Annotated in this window: 26 protein-coding genes; 13 read left to right on the plus strand and 13 right to left on the minus strand. The window is 46.2% G+C overall.

Annotation, left to right across the window (positions count from 1 at the left end; translation table 11 throughout):
* Positions 1–17: 17 nt before the first annotated feature.
* From motX to zapE, 6 genes are all read right to left on the minus strand, one after another.
* Positions 18–674, minus strand: coding sequence for a flagellar protein MotX (motX, locus tag L5M18_RS13960; protein ID WP_113939975.1), 657 nt, complete (start codon positions 672–674; stop codon positions 18–20).
* Positions 675–786: 112 nt separating this feature from the next.
* The gene (locus L5M18_RS13965) at positions 787–2082 is read right to left on the minus strand and encodes an adenylosuccinate synthase (protein WP_028759421.1); all 1296 of its coding nucleotides are present in this window, start codon (positions 2080–2082) and stop codon (positions 787–789) included.
* Between the two features lie 72 nt (positions 2083–2154).
* Positions 2155–2343 carry a DUF2065 domain-containing protein gene (locus L5M18_RS13970; RefSeq protein ID WP_105251404.1) on the minus strand — a complete coding sequence of 63 codons (189 nt, stop codon included), beginning with the start codon at positions 2341–2343 and terminating at the stop codon, positions 2155–2157.
* Between the two features lie 138 nt (positions 2344–2481).
* On the minus strand, positions 2482–2874 hold the full coding sequence (gene rpsI, locus L5M18_RS13975) for a 30S ribosomal protein S9 (RefSeq protein ID WP_006083052.1): 393 nt from the start codon (positions 2872–2874) through the stop codon (positions 2482–2484).
* Between the two features lie 14 nt (positions 2875–2888).
* Positions 2889–3317, minus strand: coding sequence for a 50S ribosomal protein L13 (gene rplM, locus L5M18_RS13980; RefSeq protein WP_105251403.1), 429 nt, complete (start codon positions 3315–3317; stop codon positions 2889–2891).
* A 290-nt stretch (positions 3318–3607) separates the two neighbouring features.
* Positions 3608–4720 (minus strand): cell division protein ZapE, encoded by a 1113-nt coding sequence (gene zapE, locus L5M18_RS13985; protein ID WP_263142838.1) that lies wholly within the window; start codon positions 4718–4720, stop codon positions 3608–3610.
* A 412-nt stretch (positions 4721–5132) separates the two neighbouring features.
* On the opposite strand from zapE, the gene degQ reads away from it, so the two are divergent.
* A complete protein-coding gene (gene degQ, locus L5M18_RS13990; protein WP_263197411.1) occupies positions 5133–6485 on the plus strand; it encodes a Do family serine endopeptidase DegQ in 1353 nt (450 codons plus the stop codon).
* Between the two features lie 115 nt (positions 6486–6600).
* The gene (gene degS / locus L5M18_RS13995; RefSeq protein WP_105251400.1) at positions 6601–7683 is read left to right on the plus strand and encodes an outer membrane-stress sensor serine endopeptidase DegS; all 1083 of its coding nucleotides are present in this window, start codon (positions 6601–6603) and stop codon (positions 7681–7683) included.
* Between the two features lie 97 nt (positions 7684–7780).
* On the opposite strand, the gene murA is transcribed toward degS, so the two are convergent.
* The 7 genes from murA to mlaF are packed head-to-tail and all read right to left on the minus strand — an operon-like array spanning position 7781 to position 12412.
* On the minus strand, positions 7781–9040 hold the full coding sequence (murA, locus tag L5M18_RS14000; protein ID WP_105251399.1) for a UDP-N-acetylglucosamine 1-carboxyvinyltransferase: 1260 nt from the start codon (positions 9038–9040) through the stop codon (positions 7781–7783).
* 9 nt (positions 9041–9049) lie between these two features.
* Complete coding sequence (locus tag L5M18_RS14005; RefSeq protein WP_006086065.1) at positions 9050–9307, minus strand: BolA family protein; 258 nt, start codon at positions 9305–9307, stop codon at positions 9050–9052.
* Between the two features lie 19 nt (positions 9308–9326).
* Positions 9327–9611 carry a lipid asymmetry maintenance protein MlaB gene (locus tag L5M18_RS14010; protein ID WP_105251398.1) on the minus strand — a complete coding sequence of 95 codons (285 nt, stop codon included), beginning with the start codon at positions 9609–9611 and terminating at the stop codon, positions 9327–9329.
* Entirely contained in the window at positions 9608–10270 is a 663-nt protein-coding gene (locus L5M18_RS14015) for a phospholipid-binding protein MlaC (RefSeq protein ID WP_263197413.1), read from the minus strand. Before L5M18_RS14015 ends, L5M18_RS14010 begins: the two co-directional genes overlap by 4 nt.
* 11 nt (positions 10271–10281) lie before the next feature.
* The gene (gene mlaD / locus L5M18_RS14020; protein WP_028759401.1) at positions 10282–10755 is read right to left on the minus strand and encodes an outer membrane lipid asymmetry maintenance protein MlaD; all 474 of its coding nucleotides are present in this window, start codon (positions 10753–10755) and stop codon (positions 10282–10284) included.
* Between the two features lie 56 nt (positions 10756–10811).
* Positions 10812–11597, minus strand: coding sequence for a lipid asymmetry maintenance ABC transporter permease subunit MlaE (gene mlaE, locus L5M18_RS14025; protein WP_105251396.1), 786 nt, complete (start codon positions 11595–11597; stop codon positions 10812–10814).
* Positions 11594–12412 (minus strand): phospholipid ABC transporter ATP-binding protein MlaF, encoded by an 819-nt coding sequence (mlaF, locus tag L5M18_RS14030; protein ID WP_263197415.1) that lies wholly within the window; start codon positions 12410–12412, stop codon positions 11594–11596. The genes mlaE and mlaF overlap by 4 nt, the downstream gene beginning before the upstream one ends.
* Positions 12413–13055: 643 nt before the next feature.
* Here mlaF and L5M18_RS14035 point away from each other — a divergent pair.
* The 11 genes from L5M18_RS14035 (at position 13056) to mgtE (ending at position 21480) form a co-directional block, all read left to right on the plus strand.
* A complete protein-coding gene (locus L5M18_RS14035; RefSeq protein WP_168825500.1) occupies positions 13056–14033 on the plus strand; it encodes a KpsF/GutQ family sugar-phosphate isomerase in 978 nt (325 codons plus the stop codon).
* Positions 14033–14584 (plus strand): 3-deoxy-manno-octulosonate-8-phosphatase KdsC, encoded by a 552-nt coding sequence (kdsC, locus tag L5M18_RS14040; RefSeq protein ID WP_028759542.1) that lies wholly within the window; start codon positions 14033–14035, stop codon positions 14582–14584. Before L5M18_RS14035 ends, kdsC begins: the two co-directional genes overlap by 1 nt.
* Entirely contained in the window at positions 14581–15141 is a 561-nt protein-coding gene (gene lptC / locus L5M18_RS14045) for an LPS export ABC transporter periplasmic protein LptC (protein ID WP_263197417.1), read from the plus strand. The genes kdsC and lptC overlap by 4 nt, the downstream gene beginning before the upstream one ends.
* Complete coding sequence (gene lptA, locus L5M18_RS14050) at positions 15128–15682, plus strand: lipopolysaccharide transport periplasmic protein LptA (RefSeq protein ID WP_105251393.1); 555 nt, start codon at positions 15128–15130, stop codon at positions 15680–15682. Before lptC ends, lptA begins: the two co-directional genes overlap by 14 nt.
* On the plus strand, positions 15679–16410 hold the full coding sequence (gene lptB, locus L5M18_RS14055; RefSeq protein ID WP_105251392.1) for an LPS export ABC transporter ATP-binding protein: 732 nt from the start codon (positions 15679–15681) through the stop codon (positions 16408–16410). Before lptA ends, lptB begins: the two co-directional genes overlap by 4 nt.
* Positions 16411–16517: 107 nt before the next feature.
* Positions 16518–17996, plus strand: a complete 1479-nt coding sequence (locus tag L5M18_RS14060; protein WP_105251391.1) for an RNA polymerase factor sigma-54 — start codon at positions 16518–16520, stop codon at positions 17994–17996.
* Between the two features lie 28 nt (positions 17997–18024).
* On the plus strand, positions 18025–18312 hold the full coding sequence (hpf, locus tag L5M18_RS14065) for a ribosome hibernation promoting factor (protein WP_006083070.1): 288 nt from the start codon (positions 18025–18027) through the stop codon (positions 18310–18312).
* A 2-nt stretch (positions 18313–18314) separates the two neighbouring features.
* Positions 18315–18758, plus strand: a complete 444-nt coding sequence (gene ptsN, locus L5M18_RS14070) for a PTS IIA-like nitrogen regulatory protein PtsN (RefSeq protein WP_006083071.1) — start codon at positions 18315–18317, stop codon at positions 18756–18758.
* Positions 18755–19609, plus strand: coding sequence for an RNase adapter RapZ (gene rapZ, locus L5M18_RS14075; RefSeq protein ID WP_105251390.1), 855 nt, complete (start codon positions 18755–18757; stop codon positions 19607–19609). Before ptsN ends, rapZ begins: the two co-directional genes overlap by 4 nt.
* Complete coding sequence (locus L5M18_RS14080; protein WP_006083073.1) at positions 19596–19871, plus strand: HPr family phosphocarrier protein; 276 nt, start codon at positions 19596–19598, stop codon at positions 19869–19871. The genes rapZ and L5M18_RS14080 overlap by 14 nt, the downstream gene beginning before the upstream one ends.
* Positions 19872–20115: 244 nt before the next feature.
* Positions 20116–21480: a magnesium transporter gene (mgtE, locus tag L5M18_RS14085; protein WP_113939980.1), complete on the plus strand. Its 1365-nt coding sequence runs from the start codon at positions 20116–20118 to the stop codon at positions 21478–21480.
* The last annotated feature ends 13 nt before the right edge of the window (positions 21481–21493 follow it).

Raw genomic sequence — 21493 nt, forward strand, 5'->3', positions numbered from 1 at the left:
CTAGATTAAGAGACCACTTAACGGGTTCGCAACTGTTCTTGCTGGGCCCGCGCCACTGCACTGGGGGGCATTTTAGCTGCTAACACCTGCAGTAAAGACAAGGCTTTATTCTTAGTCGCCTCGTCCGCAAATACATCGTTATATAACCAGTGATAGGCCATCTCGTAATCCCTAGGACTACCATAACCTTCACCGAATAAACGAACTAACATCATACGAGCGGATAAACTGCCACTTGCAGCCGCAGGCAGTAAATAATGCACTGCTCTGTCTTTATTGCGGATGACAAATTTCCCACTCTGATAATACTCGGCAAGCTTTAACATCGCTTCTGAGCTACCTTGTTCGGCCGAGTCACGTAACAAAGCAATACCCTTCACAGGGTTAGCCTTCACACACGTTCCATGATTGAGCATTTCGCCCCAAAGAAATTGATATAAAGGCTGTTTTAAGACTTGGGCTCGCGCCTCAATGTCTTGGACTAACTGGCAATCATCACGTTTCACTTTCGCTAAGTATTGATTGCTACGGATCAAATCAAGCAATTGATCTTGACTATAAATATCCACCGCCTGCGTTTCAGCAAAGCACATTGAAGATACTAAAGGCAGTAGCGCAACGAGTGCTGTACGTAGCATAACGACTCTCAATGACAGTAGGATGAATACTTGCATCGGCAGTATAACCTATTTCTTGAGCTTGAGCTGAATTTCTAACCGCAGAATAAAACAGAGAAAGGCATAAAGAAGCAGAGAAAAAGGCCGTGAAACACGGCCTTAACAGATCTTAATTGAACGGATTAACCAAAATCATGGTTTCGTTACGATCAGGACCCGTAGAGATAATGTCGATAGGTGTTTCTAATAACTCTTCAAGACGCTTGATATAATTGATCGCTGCTTGAGGCAGTTGCTCAATTGATGTCGCGCCAAAAGTCGACTCGCTCCAACCCGGCATAGTTTCATAAACCGGCGTAACCAGTTCATAACCTTCAGCGGCCAGCGGAGTGACTTTAGAGATAGTGCCATCAGGATTCTGATAACCGACACAAATCTTCACTTCTTTCAGACCATCAAGTACATCTAACTTAGTCAAGCAGAAGCCGCTAACACTGTTGATTTGAACTGCGCGGCGCATTGCCACAGCATCCAACCAACCTGGACGACGCTTACGACCCGTTGTTGCACCAAACTCATGACCTTTAGTACCTAAATGATCACCGACTTCACATAATAGTTCAGTTGGGAATGGACCTGCACCTACGCGAGTGGTGTAAGCCTTCATGATACCTAAGACATAGTCTAAGTGACGCGGACCAAAACCAGAACCCGTCGCAACACCACCAGCAGTGGTATTTGAAGAGGTTACAAATGGGTATGTGCCGTGGTCAATGTCGAGTAATGTACCTTGAGCGCCTTCGAACAGAATTGGCTCACCGGCTTTACGCGCAGTATCCAATAGTTCAGTCACATCAACACACATGCTCTTCAGATAATCGGCCATAGCCAAAGCATCTGCTAGCGTTTGCTCGTAATCAACCGCTTCGACTTGATAGTACTCTGTCAGCATAAAATTATGGTATTTCATAACTTCTTTCAGCTTTTCAGCAAACAGTTCAGCATTGAACAGGTCGCCTACTCGCAGACCGCGACGAGAGATCTTGTCTTCATACGCAGGTCCAATACCACGGCCAGTTGTACCAATAGCTTTATTACCGCGCGCTTTTTCACGGGCAATATCAAGGGCACAATGGAAGGGAAGGATCAGCGGACACGCTTCAGAGATCAACAGACGTTCCTCAACAGGAACTCCACGATCTTTCAGCATGTTGATCTCTTTCATCAGGGCGTCAGGTGCAAGCACCACACCGTTGCCAATAATGCATTTCACATTATCGCGCAAGATACCCGATGGGATCAGATGAAGAACGGTTTTTTCACCGTCGATAACCAAGGTATGACCAGCATTGTGGCCGCCTTGATAGCGAACTACATATTTTGCCTGTTCTGTTAGAAGGTCGACAATCTTACCTTTTCCTTCGTCACCCCATTGGGTGCCGAGAACAACTACGTTTTTGCCCATTATTTGCTGCAAGGTTGCGGTTAAAAAAGAATTTTAACAGATCTTAGTTAATAAGGGCAAGCAGGCTATTTTTTACGCAAAAATAACCCAAATAACGACTCCAGCCGTGACTAATGCCCCACCAAGTCGCTGGATAACTTGCTGATTTTGATGGGAGAGTTCATTTAAATAACGACGCCATTTATTTGGGAATAATAATGGACCAAGGCCTTCCAAAACCAACACAAGTGCCACTGCTAGCATAAAAATCTGAAAAGTCATGCTTACCTCAAACTCACTCGCTTAATATAAATTTATTGTATATCAGCATACTCCAACCAAAGAGTTTTCTTATACCGTCAATTTTTAACCAATAAAAAACCCAGCATAGGCTGGGTTTTTTGATATTCCAAAAACGAATTAACGCTTAGAGAATTGTGGCTTACGACGTGCTTTACGTAGACCCACTTTCTTACGCTCAACTTTACGAGCGTCACGGGTAACGAAACCAGCAGAACGTAGTGATGGACGCAGTGCTTCATCTAATTGCATCAGAGCACGGGTAATACCGTGACGGATTGCGCCTGCTTGGCCAGTGATACCACCGCCTTTAACAGTTACATAGATGTCCAGCTTGTCAGTCATTTCAACTAACTCTAAAGGTTGACGAACAACCATACGAGCAGTTTCACGACCAAAATACTGATCCAAAGGACGTTGATTTACAACGATGTTGCCACTACCTGCTTTAGCGAAAACGCGAGCTGTAGAGGTTTTGCGACGGCCAGTGCCGTAGTACTGAGTTGCAGCCATTTGCTTAATCCCGTTTAGATATCAAGAACTTGAGGTTGTTGTGCAGTGTGGTTATGTTCTGCGCCAGCGTAAACTTTCAGTTTACGGAACATGGCACGGCCCAGAGGACCTTTTGGTAACATACCCTTAACTGCTTTCTCGATGATCATTTCTGGCTTTTGCGCTTGCAGCTTTTCAAAGCTGATTTGCTTAATGCCACCAGGGAAGCCTGAATGCGAGTAGTACGTTTTGCCTTTCGCTTTGTTACCAGTAACAGTCACTTTTTCAGCATTAACAACAATGATGTAATCACCGGTATCAACGTGTGGAGTGTATTCTGGCTTATGCTTACCGCGTAAACGGACAGCGATTTCAGTAGCGATACGACCTAAAGTTTTGCCGTCTGCGTCGACGACGAACCAGTCACGAGTTACAGTTTCTGGTGTAGCAGTAAAAGTCTTCATTATTACAAAAACCCAAAGTTAATTTTCTGTCTCACATGTTGTCTGCATTTGCAAACAACACAAAATTGCCTTTTAGTACCCCTTCGAGCACCGACTTCGGCTTACAACTTCCGCCCAATTGGCGGAGTAACGTGGGCAGGTGGCGGAGTATAGACAAAGCTGAGTTAAAAATCACCTGATATTTTGATAAAAATTATAAAATATCGACCAATCGGACTTGTCATCCTAAGGATTAACAAGCCTCTGGTGATTTAAGGCCGCAGCTAATGCAAAACTCTTACACTACTGGGTTACGGCAGGTGTTCGGTTTTTAAATAATCGTGGGATTGCATCTCAATTAAGCGTGAACGGCAACGCCTAAATTCGAAGTTAAGCAAACCATCGGCATAAATATCTTCGAGTGGCACTTGAGCCGATACAATCAGCTTTACATTGCGCTCGTAAAATTCGTCGACCATAGCTAAAAAACGTCTAGCGATGTCATCGCCAGTCAAAAAGGCGCCCATTTGTTCTATGCCACTCACGAGGACAGTGTGATAAATCCGCGCAAGTTCCATGTAATCACGCTGGCTTCGTGGACCATCACAGAGCGCTCTAAAATCGGCCAACAATACTCCCTGCGCCTGTTGCCGAATACTAATACTGCGGCCTTCTATTTCGATGTCAGCAGTAAGCACCTCAGACTCAGGCGCTAACTGACTAAAATAACGTATAAGATTGGCATCAGCTTGTGCATCTAATGGATGATGATAAATCTCTGCTTGCTCAAGGGTACGCAATCGATAGTCAATGCCAGAATCCACATTGAGCACTTCACAATGTTGATTAATTAGAGCTATCGCAGGTAAGAAACGTGCGCGCTGTAAGCCATTTTTGTATAAGTCGTCGGGGATAATATTCGAGGTTGCAACCAGTACAACGCCTTCTTTAAATAACGCTTGAAACAGCGTACCTAATAGCATGGCATCGGTAATATCAGAGACAAAGAATTCATCGAAACAGATAACGCGATATTTTGCAGCCATCTTTTTCGCAATCACCAACAAGGGATCGCGCACGCCTTTCAGCTCATCTAAATCTAAATGTAGCTGATGCATGAAACGATGGAAGTGAGCCCGCAGCTTTTGATCGCCAGGCAAGGCATCAAAAAAAGTATCCATCAGGTAAGTTTTACCGCGCCCAACTCCGCCCCAAAGATACAGGCCTTTAGGTGATGCTGGTGCCGATTTTAAGCCTAATGCGCTAAACAATTTCCCTACAATAGAACTCGGCTCTTCTGCCGTAGTTAAGTCTTCATAGACACGTTGTAACGCCTTAACGGCAATTTCTTGAGCCGGATCATGGGAAAAACCGTCACGGGTAAGATCTTTTTGATAATGCTGCCAAGGGCTTAACTGAGGCACGTTTAAATTCTCTTATGTCCTTTATTAAAACTGTGACGATATTAGCACGGCCAATATGACGCAGGATATATTAATGCAGAATACGACTTTTACCTTAACGCTAAACTGCATACAAACGTCTAATAAGCATCTATGCTGTAGGTCATTTTAATCGGCAAAATCCGCTAATATTGGGGCTTGAAAAATCCTAATCTCGCCCACAGATTTCTGTTCAGAAACAAGTATGAAACAGCCGACAAAATAGGCTGAAAAAATTAACATTTATTAATATAATGAACTTTTTCAATAAGGTGCGAGTCAGAGTGATTACCTAGGCAAATAGCCGGTACCGATACAGATTTGATCTGGCACTCGCACGATTGCTGATGCATTACATCCAGATCTTTCAACCCTTATTTGGAGTTATGAATAGATGAAAACAAAATTATCTGTACTTTCAGCCGCAATGTTAGCCGCGACCCTGACTATAATGCCTGTCGTCTCACAGGCCGCCATTCCACAGACGGTTGAGGGACAATCCATTCCAAGTCTTGCGCCTATGCTTGAGCGTACGACGCCCGCAGTCGTATCAGTAGCGGTAACGGGGACTCATGTTTCTAAGCAAAGAGTACCTGATGTTTTCCGTTACTTTTTCGGCCCTAATGCGCCACAAGAGCAAGTGCAAGAACGTCCTTTTAGAGGCTTAGGCTCAGGCGTCATTATTGACGCAGAAAAAGGCTATATCGTCACGAACAACCATGTGATTGACGGTGCTGATGATATTCAAGTTGGTCTTCACGATGGCCGTGAAGTAAAAGCAAAACTGATTGGTACTGACTCAGAGTCAGATATCGCATTATTGCAAATTGAAGCGAAAAATCTCATCGCAATCAAATCCTCTGATTCCGATGATTTACGCGTAGGTGACTTTGCCGTTGCCATTGGTAACCCCTTCGGCTTAGGTCAAACCGTCACCTCGGGCATTGTTAGTGCTTTAGGCCGTAGCGGCTTAGGCATTGAAATGCTGGAAAACTTTATTCAAACCGATGCCGCGATTAACAGTGGTAACTCGGGTGGCGCACTCGTCAATCTTAACGGCGAGTTAATTGGGATTAACACCGCAATCGTAGCACCGGGCGGCGGTAACGTCGGTATTGGCTTTGCCATCCCTGCTAATATGGTGAAAAACCTCGTGGCACAAATTGCCGAACACGGAGAAGTACGCCGCGGTGTATTAGGTATTTCGGGACGTGATCTCGATAGCCAACTCGCCCAAGGTTTCGGTTTAGACACTCAACACGGCGGCTTCGTGAATGAAGTAGCCAAGGGCAGTGCCGCAGAGAAGGCCGGTATAAAAGCAGGCGATATTATCATCAGCGTTGATGGCCGTGGTATTAAGTCATTCCAAGAACTTCGGGCTAAAGTCGCCACTATGGGTGCAGGTGCTAACGTTGAGTTAGGACTCATCCGTGACGGTGATAAGAAAACAGTTAAAGTGACCTTAGGTGAAGCGAGCCAAACCAGTGAATCTGCGGCGGGCGCCGTGCATCCTATGTTGCAAGGTGCGTCCTTAGAAAACTCATCTAAGGGCATTGAAATTACCGATGTCGCACAAGGCTCACCAGCGGCCATGAGTGGCTTACAAAAAGGAGATGTGATTGTCGGTATTAACCGTACTGCGATTAAAGATCTTAAGACACTTAAAGCACAACTTAAAGATCAAGAAGGTGCCGTTGCACTGAAGATAATGCGTGATAAGAGCATGTTGTATTTAGTCCTACGTTAATCGACAAAATAGGCCATTTTTTCTGCCATAGATAAGCATAGGGAGCTTAGGTTCCCTATGCTTACATCGATTAAACATGTTAATCTAACTCACCTTTTTCTAGATCCATCCTGCCATGACTATAAAAGACACTCTGTTATATCTCGGTAAAGCCACCCTTTTCGGCCTTATCATGGCGGCCATGTTTTTATTGGTGACACGTTATTTCGATAACCAATCCCTCGGCAGTAGTCTGCTACAAACCCGTGCCAACAACACAGTCGAGCTATCCTTTGCCAAGGCGGTACGCCGTGCAGCTCCTGCCGTTGTAAATATTTATAGCCTCAGCATAGATCAAAATCGGCCGCTTAATTCAGGCTCACTTCAAGGTCTAGGCTCTGGGGTGATAATGAGTAAAGAAGGTTATATTCTCACTAATTATCATGTCATTAAGAAGGCCGATGAGATTGTTGTCGCCCTGCAAGATGGACGCAAATTTACCTCTGAAGTGGTTGGTTTCGATCCTGAAACCGATTTATCGGTACTCAAAATTGAAGGCGATAACTTACCAATTGTCCCCGTTAATCTCGACAGTCCGCCTCAAGTCGGTGATGTCGTACTCGCTATTGGTAATCCCTACAATTTAGGCCAAACCATTACCCAAGGCATCATCAGTGCCACGGGGCGCAACGGCTTAAGTTCAGGTTACTTAGACTTCCTACAAACCGATGCAGCGATTAATGCGGGTAACTCGGGTGGCGCACTCATTGACACTAACGGCAGCCTTATCGGTATTAATACCGCAGCATTCCAAGTGGGTGAAGAAGGTGGCGGCCATGGGATTAACTTCGCTATCCCGATTAAATTAGCCCACAGCATTATGGGTAAGTTGATTAAAAACGGCCGCGTGATCCGTGGTGCCTTAGGAATTTCTGGCGAGCCGATTAATCCTGTGGTGGCACAAATCCTTAATCTACCCGATCTCAAAGGTGTGCTCGTTACGGGTGTCGATCCTAATGGCCCTGCGGCCCGAGCCCTGCTAATGCCAAGGGATGTGATTATTAAATACGATGGTGAAGATGTGCCAGGCGTTGAAATGCTAATGGACCGCATCGCTGAAACCACACCGGGTAAGAAAGTGATGATGACTGTGATACGCCAAGGTAAACAACAAGAGTTGCCTGTGATTATCGATGAGAAGGTTGTGATCGATAACTAGAGCGTCACTCAGCATTACGCGCTCAAAGGCAGAAAACAAAAAACCAGCATTTAGCTGGTTTTTTAATGATTCAAAATTAGCTTAAGTCAGTAACAGATCACTGAATACGCACAACCTGTGCGCCTAAACCTTGAAACTTATTCTCAATATGCTCATAGCCACGATCTAAGTGATAGATACGATCGACAATCGTCTTACCATCGGCCACTAAGCCCGCAATCACTAGACTCGCTGACGCACGTAAATCCGTCGCCATTACCTGAGCACCACTTAAAGATTCAATCCCTTGAATGATGCAGGTATTACCTTCAAGCTCCATGGTAGCGCCCATACGGATAAGTTCGGGCACATGCATAAAACGATTTTCGAAGATAGTCTCAGTTATGGTTGCCGTGCCTTGCGCTAAGGCATTGAGTACACAAAACTGCGCCTGCATATCAGTCGGAAAGCCAGGATAAGGTGCCGTCTTGATATTCACCGCCTTCGGACGTTTACCCTGCATATCGAGCTCAATCCAATCTTCGCCCGTAGTAATCGTCGCGCCTGCATCTTCAAGTTTTGCGATGACCGACTCCAGTGAAGCAGGATCGGCTTTTAAACAACGAATACGGCCACGAGTTACCGCGGCAGCAACGAGGAAGGAACCGGTTTCAATACGATCTGGCATCACGCGGTAATTACAGCCCTGTAAACGCTCAACCCCTTGAATACGCAGTGTCGCACTGCCTACACCAGTGATTTTTGCACCCATAGCAATTAAGCAATTAGCGAGATCGATCACTTCAGGTTCGCGTGCCGCGTTTTCAATCACGGTTTCGCCATCGGCTAATGCTGCGGCCATCAGTAAGTTTTCGGTGGCTCCAACACTCACCATGTCCATAAAGATATGTGCGCCTTTAAGACGACCATCAACACGGGCCTTGATATAACCTTCTTTCACTTCAATCTTGGCGCCCATCATTTCGAGGCCATGTAAGTGCAAGTTCACTGGTCTTGCGCCAATGGCACAGCCGCCAGGCAATGACACGTCAGCAGTACCATAACGCGCCAATAACGGCCCTAAGATCAAGATAGAAGCACGCATGGTTTTCACTAGATCATAGGGAGCGCAAAACTCATTCAGATTAGTGGTAGAAATGCGGATCTGTCCGTCACCGAGTTCAGTCACTTCAGCGCCGAGACAGCGTAATAACTTACAGCTCGTACTCACATCACGCAGATTGGGCACGTTAGAAACCACAAAATCGGTTTCAGCCAATACACCCGCCATCAGAATAGGCAAAGCTGCATTTTTAGCACCCGAAATAATCACATCACCGGCAAGCGGGGGGCTTGCCTGAATTGTTAGTTTATCCACTTTTCCTCACTAGCTAGGCATGTTGAAAACTTTTTCGCGTTTCCATTGAGTCGGCGTGAAAGTTTTGATCGTTAATGCATGTAATTCACCGCTGGCAATGTGTGCCGTCAACGGTGCATAAATGGCTTGTTGCTGTTTGACTCGGCTCATACCATCGAAGCATTCACCTACGGCGATCACTTTATAATGGCTACCATCCGAGCTAGCGTGAACTTCTTCAAGCCCTAACGCATCACGTAAAATCTGTTCGATTAAGCTGCATTCCATGAAATCTATTACCCTATTCTCAATGCGCTTCTTCGGTAAAGAAGGCATCTAAATCATATAAATCAATTAGTTTTTTAAGTTGTGGTGAAGCAGAACTCAATACAAGTTGGCTGCGATGTTCACGCACTAACGCCAGCAAAAATGCCATGCCAGCGCTATCACTGTATTCGAGCCCAGACAGAGACAATATCTGGGTTGACTCATTCAGCAGTTGTTGCCGCTGTGGCCAAAGTGTAATGACATCGGCTTGGGTTATGCGCCCTTTGAGATGACAAACTGTCCCCTGTTGGACAAATTCAATCACGACTGTGACTTCCCTGACTTAGCCTTCATGACCACTTTCTCTTTAGTGCGATCTTCAAGCATCTTAATCACGGGATCGATGCCCTGTTGGCGAATTAGATTAGAGATTTCCGACTGCTTAGAAGACAGTAAGCTCACACCTTCGGCAACTAAATCAAATGCCTTCCATGAGTCATCCTTTAAACGACGCGCCTTAAACAACAGTTTAATCGGTGGGCGACCGGCTTCGATGATCTGCACGTTTACATCGACCATTTTCTCTTTGCTGAAATCAATCCCAGGTGAGAATTCCACTTTTTGATTAGTATATTCAGTAAAGGCTTGGGCATAAGTAGAGATTAAATAACCTTCAAAAGCATTGACGAAACGATTGCGTTGCTCTTCGGTTGAATCCTTAAGATATTGGCCTAATACCTTATAAGAAGCGTATTTATAATCGACATAAGGCATGAGTTCTTCACGAACAATCACCTTTAAATGGTCTGAATTTGCGTCGATTAATGCTTTATCTTTGTGAAAACGGTCGAATGTTTTATTGGCAACGGCTTTCACCATGGCATACGGATCTGTCGTATCGACAACCACATCAGCGGCGACTGCGCTCGTTGCCCCTAAAACCATCACTAACAGCAATAAAAAACGAGATAAGTTTTTAAACATAGCGGTAACCCCTATTTATCCTTCGAACCCATACTATATAAGAACTGACCAATCAGCTCCTCCAACACTAATGCCGAGCGTGTGTCGTCAATCTTATCGCCATCTTTGAGCATACTGACATCATCGTCGACAAAACCCGGTGTTAACCCTAAGAATTGCTCGCCCAACAAACCCGAAGTCAAAATGGCTAAACTACTGGTTTCAGGGAATTTATCGTAACGCTTGTCCATCACTAATGTGACCACAGCCACTAACTTAACTGGGTCTAAATCTATGCTGCTCACTCGGCCAACGACAACACCGCCAACCTTGACTGGCGAACGCACCTTCAAACCACCAATGTTGGTAAAATTGGCTTGTATGGTATAAGTGCTATCGCTGCTTTTTACTTCAATATTGGCGACGTTAAAGACTAAGACCAAAAAAGCGGCCAATCCTGTTAAAAGAAACACACCCACTAATAATTCAATTTTTCGTGTCAACATGTTCAGCTACCACTCTGTTAATCCATCTAACCTGTGTCGAAATCCGCAGTGTTCCGTTAGCGGCCAAACATCAGGGCTGTCAGTAAAAAATCCAATGCCAATACAGCGAGACTCGACTGAACGACAGTCTGGGTCGTTGCACGGCTGATGCCTTCCGGATTTGGGATCACTTGATAACCGCGATATAACGCAATCCAAGTGACCACTACGGCAAACACACCACTTTTGATCAAGCAGTTAACTATGTCCTGACGCCATTCGACAGACGCCTGCAGAATCGACCAAAACGCACCACTGTCGATCCCTTTCCATTCCACGCCAACAAGGTGCCCGCCATAAATACCTACAGCGGTAAACATCAACGCCAGCAATGGCATACTGATCACTCCAGCCCAAAAGCGCGGTGCAATAATCTGCCTTAATGGGTCAATCGCCATCATTTCTAAACTAGAAAGCTGCTCAGTACTTTTCATTAAACCAATTTCAGCGGTTAATGCTGAACCCGCCCGTCCCGCAAACAATAACGCGGTAACAACTGGCCCTAACTCACGCAGTAAACTGAGCGCCACCATAGGACCTAAGCTTTCTTCGGTGCCAAAACCAACTAAGATGTTGTAGCCTTGCAGTGCGAGCACCATGCCGATAAAGAGTCCTGAGACTAAAATAATCACCATAGATTGCACACCGACCACATAAATCTGGCGCACTAATAATGGAAAACCTTTACGCACGCGTGGCCAGCGAAAAATCGCGCCCCACAGCATAAGGCCTGCACGGCCAAAACCGAGCACTAGCTCAATCGCGCTGCGGCCTAAGTCGGCAATACTGTCGATTAACTTCACTTGCCAACTCCTTTTGCCATTAATTCTTGCTGGTAATCATTTGCCGGATAATGGAACGGCACAGGGCCGTCCGGAGCACCTTGAATAAACTGTTTCAGCTGCGGATTATCAGCGTACTTTAATTCTTCAGGGGTACCGTGGGCGATGACTTTTTTGTCAGCCACCACATATACATAATCGGCAATGCCAAGCACTTCATCCACATCGTGGGACACCACAATGGAAGTCAGATTCAGCGCATCGGATAACTCACGAATAAGCTTTACTAACACGCCCATCGATATTGGGTCTTGCCCTGCAAAAGGCTCATCGTACATCACCATTTCAGGTTCAAGCGCTATGGCTCTAGCTAATGCGGCGCGGCGTTGCATACCACCGGACAATTCGCTTGGCATCATCTGAGCGGCACCACGTAAACCTACGGCTTCAAGCTTCATCAGCACGATAGTGCGAATAATGTCTTCAGGCAGTCCAGAATGTTCACGCAGCGCAAACGCCACGTTATCGAACACATTGATGTCGGTAAACAGCGCGCCACTTTGAAACAGCATGCTCATCCGCTTACGCAGACTAAATAATTCATTACGACCCACGCCATGGATATCGTGACCGTCGAATAACACTTGTCCATGGTCAGGCGTTAATTGGCCGCCAATCAATTTCAACAGGGTCGTTTTGCCTATGCCGCTCGGCCCCATGATCGCCGTCACCTTGCCCCTTGGAATGGACAGGCTAATATCTTCATATATCACACGCTGACCGCGGCTAAACCCCAAATTACGGATCTCAACCAACGGCGTTTGTTCTTGAGTCATGCTTGATTCCGACATTTGCAAATGAGGTGATCCTAGTCTTCCGAGACTGACCAATCGAAGAGCCGCAAATTGTACGTAATTGCGCTTTAACCTACAACCGAATCGACACTATCGCCCTGCGATACTTTCAATTTGCCTCATTTACAGCGAAAATGCGCCCTAAGTTTTCACTCTGCACAGGTAAAATGTTACTTAATGTTTTCAACCTAGTTGCAGAATTGGCAGTATTGGCTAATTCGTTCGCACTTAGCTCACTCTTTGCCCACTTTTATCGGGGAGAGTCGATACGCAATTGCGCAATAGAGGCATCCCATAGGGTAATACCCGCTGCAATATGGGATAAATCCATTGAAATAAACGACAAAGACGATGATATTGCTCAAGACCTTCTGCCGCTAAACACGTTATTGTGCGTGAATAGCTAACGCAGCTGAACTTGACGAGTCGGATCAATCGCTCTAGCCTGCCGCAATTGTTTTGCTGTTTTCGGTAATAAACCACAGTAAGACATAAGCTAAATTGTCTGAAAACAAACTAATACTTGGCAGAAAGCCTATTACATATCATCTTTATCGCGTACCAAATTGTGCTATTCCAATCCCATCAATGGGGCGACAAAGACAATGCAAAAAGAGAGATAGACATGGTAGACAAATCACAACTGCGCCAATGGGGTTGTAAAGTTATCGACATTGAAAAGTCAGCCCTAGACAATCTTTATCAATATGTTGATTCGGCTGAGTTTGCAGAGGCTTGCGAGTTGATCCTCAACTGCACAGGCAAAGTGATTGTCATGGGAATGGGCAAATCGGGCCATATCGGCAATAAGATTTCTGCCACCCTCGCCAGCACAGGAACGCCCGCATTTTTTGTGCATCCGGGTGAAGCCAGCCACGGAGATCTGGGTGTATTGGCCGATAACGATGTGATTTTAGCGATTTCAAATTCTGGTGAGTCGAGCGAAATCCTCACCTTAATGCCGGTCATCCAACGTATGGGCGTGCCTGTTATTGCGGTAACGGGTAAACCCGAATCGAATATGGCGCGATTATCTAAAGTGCATTTATGTATTGAAGTCCCAGAAGAGGCTTGCCCACTTGGACTTGCCCCCACCTCAAGTACCACAGCAACCTTAGTGATGGGCGATGCCATCGCCATTGCGCTGCTGCAAGCAAAAGGCTTTACCCGTGATGATTTTGCTATGTCCCATCCCGGCGGTGCATTAGGACGTAAGTTGCTGTTAAAAGTCTGCGATGTCATGCATAGCGGTGATGACTTACCGCTCGTCAACCACGATATTTGCATCACAGAAGCTCTGTACGAAATCTCCAAGAAAGGCTTAGGCATGACGGCGATTATTGATGATCAGCGCAAGCTGGTTGGTATCTTCACCGACGGTGATTTACGCCGCGTTATTGATGCCGAAGTGAATTTACGCACGACGCCCATTGCCGATGTGATGACCCGTAACTGCGTCACGATCACGGATAATGTATTGGCCGCCCAAGCGCTGCAAGTGATGGACTCAAAAAACATCAACGGATTAATTGTTATTGATAAAGACCGCCATCCTATCGGCGCTCTTAACATGCTAGACATGGTTAAAGCAGGAGTCATTTAATGCCACAGCAAGGATTTTACGGCCCAATCAGTGATGATGTGTGGCAACGCGCGCAAAAGATTAAACTGTTAATCTGTGACGTCGATGGGGTGTTTTCCGACGGCCGTATTTACTTGAGCAATAGCGGCGAAGAGCTCAAAGCCTTCCATACCCGTGACGGTTATGGCGTGCGCTCACTACTCACCAGCGGTTTCAACCTCGCCGTGATCACAGGACGTCAATCCAAAATCGTTGAAAACCGTATGACAGCCCTTGGTGTTACCCATATTTACCAAGGCGTAGATAATAAGTTCGAGCCCTATGAAGCATTGCTCGCACTTTATGGTGTCACCCCAGAAGAAGTGGCTTATATCGGTGATGATATTGTCGATCTCCCCGTGATGAATGTCGTCGGTTTAGCGGTCAGTGTTGCCGATGGTCATCCCTATGTGCGTCAGCACGCCCACTTTGTCACTACGCTCAATGGTGGCCACGGTGCACTGCGTGAACTCACAGATCTGTTACTCCTAAGTCAAAATAAATTCACTTCGGCCCATGGAATGAGTATATGAGTCGTGTGACACTCGCGATTATCGCTTTTTTTGGAACTGCACTAGCGCTTTACTGGCAGGTCCAGAACAAACACAGCGGTGATTCCGATAACAGAGTTAAAGATCAAAATACCCCAGATTTCATCGTTGAAGATCTGCGCAGTGCTGAGTTCAATGAGCAAGGACTAGTGAATAGCCGTGTGACGGCGAAACACATGGAACATTATGATTCAACGAATCAAACTTTCTTTACTCAACCTGTTTATCTTGTTTATCCAGACCAAGGTAAAGCACAATGGCAACTCAGGGCAGATCAGGGCAAGCTAAACAAGGAAACTGGCAAGGTTGTATTAGAAAATAATGTTATTATCGATGCCATTAGCCCAGAAGAACCGATTCAGACCTTGTCCACCAGTTATCTGGAACTCGATCTCAACACTATGATAATGACCTCTGACCGTACCATTTACGTCACAGGGAAAGATTTTAATATTCAAGGCCAAGGCCTTTATGCCGACCTCAACGCGCAAGAAGTGCAATTGACCAGTCAGGTAGTAGGAACATATGAAGCAAAATAACGTATTACTTGCCAGCCTAATGCTAATTATGAGCATGAGTGCTTTCGCGAAAGTCGGCGACTTAAAGCAAGAAGTCAAAATTAAAGCCGTGAGCCAAACTGCGGATATCAAAAACAACCAGATCATCTTCTTTGGTCCGGTGGAAGTGACCCAAGGCTCAATAAAAATCCAAGCAAATGAACTGCGTGCATTTTCTGCTGAAGGTGAAAATAGCAAAACTTTGGTCGCAACAGGCAACCCTGCTACGTATAGCCAAATATTAGACGATGGCCGTCCTGCATCGGCGAGCGCGAAAGAAATTCGTTACGATATGGCAAGCCGCACCTTAACACTGAAAGGTATGGCGTCATTAGATCAAGCGGGTAGCCAAGTTACAGGCAATTTAATCCGCTATAACATGATTCAACAGAAATTGATGGCCGAGAGTACTGGCAGTGGTGACGATCGCGTGATCACTATTATTCAGCCTGAAAACTATCAAGATGATGCTAAATCAGACGCTCCGGCGGATAAACCTGTAAAAAAGCAGGACTCTAAATGACCCAAATCACCTTAAGAGCACAAAATCTGGCGAAAAGTTACAAGAGTCGCCAAGTGGTTAAAGACGTCAGTCTGACGGTAAAAACCGGTCAAGTCGTTGGCCTACTCGGTCCGAACGGCGCGGGTAAAACCACGACCTTTTACATGGTTGTCGGGCTAGTGAAGAGCGATAAGGGACATATCTTTATCGACGATGATGATTTAACCGCAGATCCTATGCATCTGCGTGCCCGCAAAGGCATAGGTTACTTACCGCAGGAAGCCAGTATCTTTCGTAAGCTAACTGTTCATGACAACATCATGGCCGTACTGCAAACTCGTAAAGAACTTAAAAACGAAGAACGAGAAGAAGAACTAGAACATCTGCTCGAAGAGTTTCATATCACCCACATCCGTGACAGCCAAGGCATGTCATTGTCGGGTGGCGAACGTCGTCGCGTCGAAATTGCGCGAGCTTTAGCCGCTAATCCTAAGTTCATTTTGCTCGATGAACCGTTTGCCGGCGTCGATCCTATTTCGGTTATCGACATCAAGAAGATTATCGAACAACTCAAAAGTCGCGGCCTTGGCGTACTGATCACAGACCATAATGTCCGCGAGACATTAGATGTATGTGAACATGCTTATATTGTGAGTCACGGAAACCTGATTGCCGAAGGGACTCCAGCAGAGATCTTAGACAATCAGCAAGTTAGGGCTGTGTACTTAGGTGAACAATTCAGGCTATAGTTAATCGAGCGAAGCCAATGGAGGCAATTTATACCGCCATTGGGCTTCACTCAAGATAATAATAAGCGACCTCATCCAACAATAATAACGTAGGGATCAGCGGTAACATGAAAGCGTCACTCCAGCTCAAACTGGGTCAACAGTTAACCATGACGCCACAATTACAACAGGCCATACGTCTGTTGCAACTGTCGTCATTAGAACTGCAGCAAGAGATCCAGCAAGCATTAGATTCTAATCCCCTTCTCGAGCTGGAAGAGGATCAATTCGACGCCACTAAAACCCCTGTAAACCAAACGCTATCCGATACGGATTTCAGTGAATCTAGCACTCTGCCACCAGAAAAAGACAGCTCCACCATAGACACGGCAGAGTCGCTAACCAAAGAATCCATGCCCGATGAGCTCCCCATGGACACCACATGGGATGAAGTGTTTACCGCCTCCCCAAACTCAGGCCCCGGCGGCAGTCGTGAAGACGATATGCCCTTCCAAGGCGAGACCAGTGAAGGTTTGTACGAACACTTAGAATGGCAAAAAAACCTCACGCCGTTTTCTGAAACCGATTTAGCCATTGCCACCGCCATTATTGATGCAATCGACGATCAGGGCTATCTCACCCAAAGCACTGAAGAAATTCTCGAAGCCATGGGCAATCCTGAAGTTGAGCTTGACGAAGTCGAAGCCGTACTCAAGCGCATTCAGCATTTTGATCCCATAGGCGTTGCCGCCCGCGATTTAAGTGAATGCCTGCTGATCCAACTGTCGCATTTCGCCGCTGATACTCCCAACCTAGAAAACGCCCGTATGCTGATCAAAGATCATTTAGATCTGATCGCCGCCCGTGATTTTAGGTTGTTGATGCGTAAGACTAAATTAAAAGAAGATGAATTAAGGGATGGTATAGCACTCATCCAAACCCTCAATCCTCGCCCAGGTTTGTTGATCACGCCCAATAATGACGAATACGTTATCCCAGATGTGTCTGTGTCGAAGAAAAATGGCCGCTGGGTCGTTGAGCTTAATCCTGACTGCATGCCCAAAATCAATGTAAATCAACATTATGCTTCTATGGCACGCAGCACAAAAAACCAAGCCGATAGCCAATTTATTCGCGGCCATCTGCAAGAGGCTAAATGGTTTATTAAGAGTCTAGAAAGCCGTAACGACACTTTGCTTAAAGTTGCTAATTGCATAGTGCAATATCAGCAAGGTTTCTTTGAGTATGGTGAAGAAGCCATGAAGCCTATGGTGCTTAACGATATTGCTGAAGCGGTAGAAATGCATGAGTCCACCATCTCACGGGTCACAACTCAAAAATACATGCATACCCCTAAGGGACTTTTTGAACTAAAATACTTCTTCTCTAGCCACGTCGGGACTGACGATGGTGGTGAGTGCTCATCCACAGCAATCAGAGCCTTTATAAAGAAACTGGTGGCAGCGGAAAACCAGAAAAAACCATTAAGCGATAGTAAGATGGCACAACTTCTGGCAGAACAAGGGATCAACGTAGCCCGCAGAACCATTGCGAAGTACCGAGAGGCTATGCTTATTCCACCTTCTAATCAGCGTAAAAGTTTATAACCTACAGTGGATATCGGAGGACGTTTCTATGCAAATAAACCTAAGTGGACACCATGTCGAAATTACCGAATCGTTACGTGCATATGTAGAAGAAAAGTTTTCAAAACTTGAACGCCATTTCGAACAGATCAATAATGTGCACGTTGTGCTCAATGTTGAGAAAATGCAACAGATTGCTGAAGCGAGAATAAACCTCATAGGTGGTGAAGTTTTTGCAACTTCAGAGCATGCTGACATGTATGCCGCTATAGACGCCCTGATTGACAAGCTTGACCGTCAGGTTATTAAACACAAAGAGAAGTTAACAAAACACTAATAATGGAACTTTGTACCATACTGCGGCCGGAGTGCACTACCTGCGCCACTCCGGGCAGCAAGAAAAAGGTACTGGAACTCATCAGCGACTTAGTCGCTGCCCAGTACCCGACCCTCTCATCTCAAGAGATATTCGAAAGCCTAGTGGCGCGCGAAAAGATGGGGAGCACAGGTATAGGTAACGGCATCGCCATTCCACATGGTCGACTAGCCGATATAGATCAGCCCATTGCCATACTCATTAAGTGTGAAGAGCCGATAGCATTTGATGCTATCGATAAGCAACCTGTTGATATTTTATTTGCACTACTGGTGCCTGCAGACCAATGTCAGCAGCACTTAAGTACTTTGTCTTGCATGGCCGAAAAGCTGAGCGACAAGCAAATATTAAAGCAATTACGCAAGACGCATGATGAAACGGAACTCTATCAGGTAATCACTGGATGAAACTGGTCATAGTGTCGGGCCGCTCAGGCTCAGGCAAATCTGTCGCCCTTAGGGTACTCGAAGATCTCGGCTATTATTGTGTCGATAACCTTCCCTTGCCATTGATTGGCAGTTTGCTTGAGCAACTCAAAGGCAGTAACGATCTCGTCGCCATCAGTGTCGACGTGCGTAACATGCCTGAGCAGGATAAGGTCTTAGTGAAACAACTCGCTAGCCTACCTCCAGATACTGAGTTAACGAGCTTCTTCCTTAACTCCAGCGATAAAATTCTGCTCAAGCGTTACAGCGAAACCCGCCGTTTGCATCCTTTGTCGAAGAGCCGAGTCTCTTTGCAAGAAGCGATAAAGCTGGAGGGGAAACTGCTTGAGCCTATGTCAAAACTGGTCGATCACTACATAGATACGTCGAATTTGAATATCTATGATTTAAGCGACCAAGTCCGACAAATTCTCCTTGGTAGTGTCGATAAAGAACTCGTGATCAACTTCGAGTCCTTTGGCTTTAAGCACGGAATGCCCACCGAAGCCGACTTTATGTTCGATGTGCGCTTCCTGCCCAATCCCCACTGGGAGCTGGCGCTGCGGCCATTGACTGGCTTGGATGAACCCGTAGCTGAGTTCTTAAATCGCCAACCACTGGTCAATAAGTTCATCTGGCAAATCGAAAATTTACTGGAGACTTGGCTGCCGCACCTCGAGCGTAACAATCGCAGTTATTTAACTGTGGCCATTGGCTGCACAGGTGGACAGCACAGATCGGTTTACGTCGCAGAGCAATTGGCCAAACGCTTTAGTAACGGTAAACATAAAGTGTATGCCCGTCATCGAGAGCTCAATAATGCCAAAGCTTGAACGTCAGATAACCATCTGTAATAAGCTCGGTTTACATGCCCGTGCCGCCACTAAGTTGGTGGTACTGGCTTCCGAGTTTGATGCGACCATCACCTTAATCCAAGGCGATAAACAAGCATCGGCCGCCAGTGTACTTGGCTTACTGATGCTTGAAACTGGCATGGGTAAAACCATTAAGCTGATCGCCGAAGGCCCAGATGCAGAGCCGGCTCTCGATGCCATTTGTGCCTTAATCGACGCTAAGTTTGACGAAGCCTGTTAGTTTCACTTCACACTAAGCACTTCATAGTTAGATTCACTTCATGTCTAGTTTAAAAAACTTGCCATTCAGACATGGCAAAACATTTGTCGCTCAACGATACAAGCTACTGGCGATTACACTAGCGGTCATTGCGCTGGCCTTACCTTAGCCGCCTTAATCTGTGTCATCGACTGACGCTTAGTCACCGCTAAATCATAGCCCAACACCAAGATCTCAAACCAATTTGCCGCACAATGGAGGACAAATGCCCGTAGATAATGCAGAAAACGATCACACCGGACATAGTCTTGACCAGTTAAACCAAGCGCTTAGCAGCGGCATGTTCGTACACGTGCGCAATATGCTGCAAAAAATGGCCGCCTCAGATATCGCGCTGATCTTAGAATCATCACCGCCAAGTGCCAGACAAGTACTGTGGCAGCTCATCGATCAGGAACAAATAGGCGACATACTCGATGAGTTGAGTGAAGAACTCAAAGACCCACTGATCCGCAGCATGAGCCCTGAGCGAGTCGCGAAAGCGACAGCAAGCATGGACACCGACGATCTCGCCTATATTCTGCGAAGTCTTCCCGACGCCGTTTACAAACAAGTGTTGCAGTCGATGACGGAGCAAAATCGCCTGAGGGTAGAACAAGCCCTATCTTATCCAGATGAGACCGCCGGCAGCTTGATGAACACAGATACTGTCACCCTAAGACCCGATGTGAATATCGATGTGGTGCTGCGCTATCTTCGGCAAAGGGGCAACCTACCCGACACCACAGATACCTTATATGTGGTCGACAAACAGGACAAAGTCCTTGGCGGTGTTAGGCTGGCAGATCTGCTGACTTGCGCGCCAAGCACCACAATTCGCAATATCATGGATCCCAATATTCAAAGTATTCCTGTGAGCATGTCCGACAGCGAAGTCGCACAGAAATTCGAACGCAATGACTGGGTATCGGCACCTGTCGTCGACAGTGATGGTAAGCTGCTCGGGCGTATCACAATCGATGACGTAGTCGATGTTATCCGCGAAGATGCTGAACATTCCATGATGGGTATGGCGGGGATGGACGGAGATGAAGATACCTTTGGTCCTGTGCTAAAAAGTACCCTACGTCGCTCGCTCTGGCTCACTATAAACTTATTCGCCGCCCTGCTCGCCTCGTCGGTCAGCAATATGTTTGAAGGCACTATTGAACAATTTGCCACTATCGCCATCCTAATGACGATTGTCCCTAGCATGGGCGGTGTTGCCGGTAATCAGACCTTAGCGCTCGTGATCCGCGGTATTGCTTTAGGCCATATCGGCCAAAGCAACGCCCGCTGGCTTATCGGTAAAGAGCTATCGATTGGTTTTCTCAATGGCTTGATGTGGTCGATTTTAGTCTTTGTCGCCGTGTGGCTATGGAAGGATGATATGGCACTGGCGGGATTAATTGGTAGCGCCATGCTGATCAACATGACAGTAGCTGGGCTTGCAGGTGCGAGTATTCCATTGATTTTAAAACGACTTAAAATCGATCCTGCCCTCGCTGGCGGTATGGTGCTCACCACAGTCACTGACGTGGTTGGCCTGTTCGCCTTCCTCGGGTTAGCGACGCTCTACCTGATGAACTAACGCTTTAACAGTT

It is taken from the genome of Shewanella sp. SM20 (assembly GCF_025654545.1).
In the GTDB taxonomy this organism is placed as follows: Bacteria; Pseudomonadota; Gammaproteobacteria; order Enterobacterales; family Shewanellaceae; genus Shewanella; species Shewanella oncorhynchi.

What these genes read in the sequence shown, in the direction of transcription:
- hpf (WP_006083070.1), top strand. Translation starts at nt 18,025, where the DNA reads ATGCAAATAAACCTAAGTGGACACCATGTCGAAATTACCGAATCGTTA.
- motX (WP_113939975.1), bottom strand. Translation starts at nt 674, where the DNA reads ATGCAAGTATTCATCCTACTGTCATTGAGAGTCGTTATGCTACGTACA.
- degQ (WP_263197411.1), top strand. Translation starts at nt 5,133, where the DNA reads ATGAAAACAAAATTATCTGTACTTTCAGCCGCAATGTTAGCCGCGACC.
- L5M18_RS14080 (WP_006083073.1), top strand. Translation starts at nt 19,596, where the DNA reads ATGCCAAAGCTTGAACGTCAGATAACCATCTGTAATAAGCTCGGTTTA.
- L5M18_RS14035 (WP_168825500.1), top strand. Translation starts at nt 13,056, where the DNA reads ATGGTAGACAAATCACAACTGCGCCAATGGGGTTGTAAAGTTATCGAC.
- L5M18_RS14005 (WP_006086065.1), bottom strand. Translation starts at nt 9,307, where the DNA reads ATGGAATGCAGCTTAATCGAACAGATTTTACGTGATGCGTTAGGGCTT.
- ptsN (WP_006083071.1), top strand. Translation starts at nt 18,315, where the DNA reads ATGGAACTTTGTACCATACTGCGGCCGGAGTGCACTACCTGCGCCACT.
- lptA (WP_105251393.1), top strand. Translation starts at nt 15,128, where the DNA reads ATGAAGCAAAATAACGTATTACTTGCCAGCCTAATGCTAATTATGAGC.
- mlaD (WP_028759401.1), bottom strand. Translation starts at nt 10,755, where the DNA reads ATGTTGACACGAAAAATTGAATTATTAGTGGGTGTGTTTCTTTTAACA.
- mlaF (WP_263197415.1), bottom strand. Translation starts at nt 12,412, where the DNA reads ATGACTCAAGAACAAACGCCGTTGGTTGAGATCCGTAATTTGGGGTTT.
- lptC (WP_263197417.1), top strand. Translation starts at nt 14,581, where the DNA reads ATGAGTCGTGTGACACTCGCGATTATCGCTTTTTTTGGAACTGCACTA.
- rplM (WP_105251403.1), bottom strand. Translation starts at nt 3,317, where the DNA reads ATGAAGACTTTTACTGCTACACCAGAAACTGTAACTCGTGACTGGTTC.
- rapZ (WP_105251390.1), top strand. Translation starts at nt 18,755, where the DNA reads ATGAAACTGGTCATAGTGTCGGGCCGCTCAGGCTCAGGCAAATCTGTC.
- rpsI (WP_006083052.1), bottom strand. Translation starts at nt 2,874, where the DNA reads ATGGCTGCAACTCAGTACTACGGCACTGGCCGTCGCAAAACCTCTACA.
- L5M18_RS14060 (WP_105251391.1), top strand. Translation starts at nt 16,518, where the DNA reads ATGAAAGCGTCACTCCAGCTCAAACTGGGTCAACAGTTAACCATGACG.
- kdsC (WP_028759542.1), top strand. Translation starts at nt 14,033, where the DNA reads ATGCCACAGCAAGGATTTTACGGCCCAATCAGTGATGATGTGTGGCAA.
- lptB (WP_105251392.1), top strand. Translation starts at nt 15,679, where the DNA reads ATGACCCAAATCACCTTAAGAGCACAAAATCTGGCGAAAAGTTACAAG.
- L5M18_RS13970 (WP_105251404.1), bottom strand. Translation starts at nt 2,343, where the DNA reads ATGACTTTTCAGATTTTTATGCTAGCAGTGGCACTTGTGTTGGTTTTG.
- mgtE (WP_113939980.1), top strand. Translation starts at nt 20,116, where the DNA reads ATGCCCGTAGATAATGCAGAAAACGATCACACCGGACATAGTCTTGAC.
- degS (WP_105251400.1), top strand. Translation starts at nt 6,601, where the DNA reads ATGACTATAAAAGACACTCTGTTATATCTCGGTAAAGCCACCCTTTTC.
- L5M18_RS13965 (WP_028759421.1), bottom strand. Translation starts at nt 2,082, where the DNA reads ATGGGCAAAAACGTAGTTGTTCTCGGCACCCAATGGGGTGACGAAGGA.
- L5M18_RS14015 (WP_263197413.1), bottom strand. Translation starts at nt 10,270, where the DNA reads ATGTTTAAAAACTTATCTCGTTTTTTATTGCTGTTAGTGATGGTTTTA.